The following is a 316-nucleotide window of genomic DNA, read 5'->3' as shown; positions in this document are numbered from 1 at the left end:
AGATTAGCCGGTTTAACAAGGCCAGCCCGGGGCTTACTCGAATACCCTCAGGGGTAAGATAATCCTTACTGCCTGTGGCCGACACTTGCCACGCTTCGGTTTCGGGGAATCGGGCTTTAAAATAGCGAAGACTCCGGTCAACATCGGCGTCTCCCCATTTGCATTCAACCATCAGTTGCGGTCGTCGCCCCTCGACCACCACGAAATCCACCTCGCGGCCGTCCGTGTCGCGGAAGTAGCGCAGATCGAGATCAAGTCCCCCGGCATCCTGCTCGAAGTGCGCCCATTTCAACAGGTGCGAGGCGACGAGATTTTC

At 57.3% G+C, this 316-nt stretch carries 1 protein-coding gene (cut by a window edge); it reads right to left on the bottom strand.

Annotated features, from left to right (window positions below):
• Positions 1-316, bottom strand: part of the annotated coding region (locus tag GEV06_28800) for a DUF4143 domain-containing protein (protein MPZ21843.1) (this coding region is incomplete at its 3' end). The annotated region continues 81 nt past the right edge of the window; 316 of its 397 annotated nt are in view.

The organism is Luteitalea sp. (assembly GCA_009377605.1).
GTDB lineage: Bacteria > Acidobacteriota > Vicinamibacteria > Vicinamibacterales > Vicinamibacteraceae > WHTT01.
The sequence above is the reverse complement of the archived record's forward strand: the minus strand, read 5'-3'. Positions and strand labels throughout refer to the sequence as shown.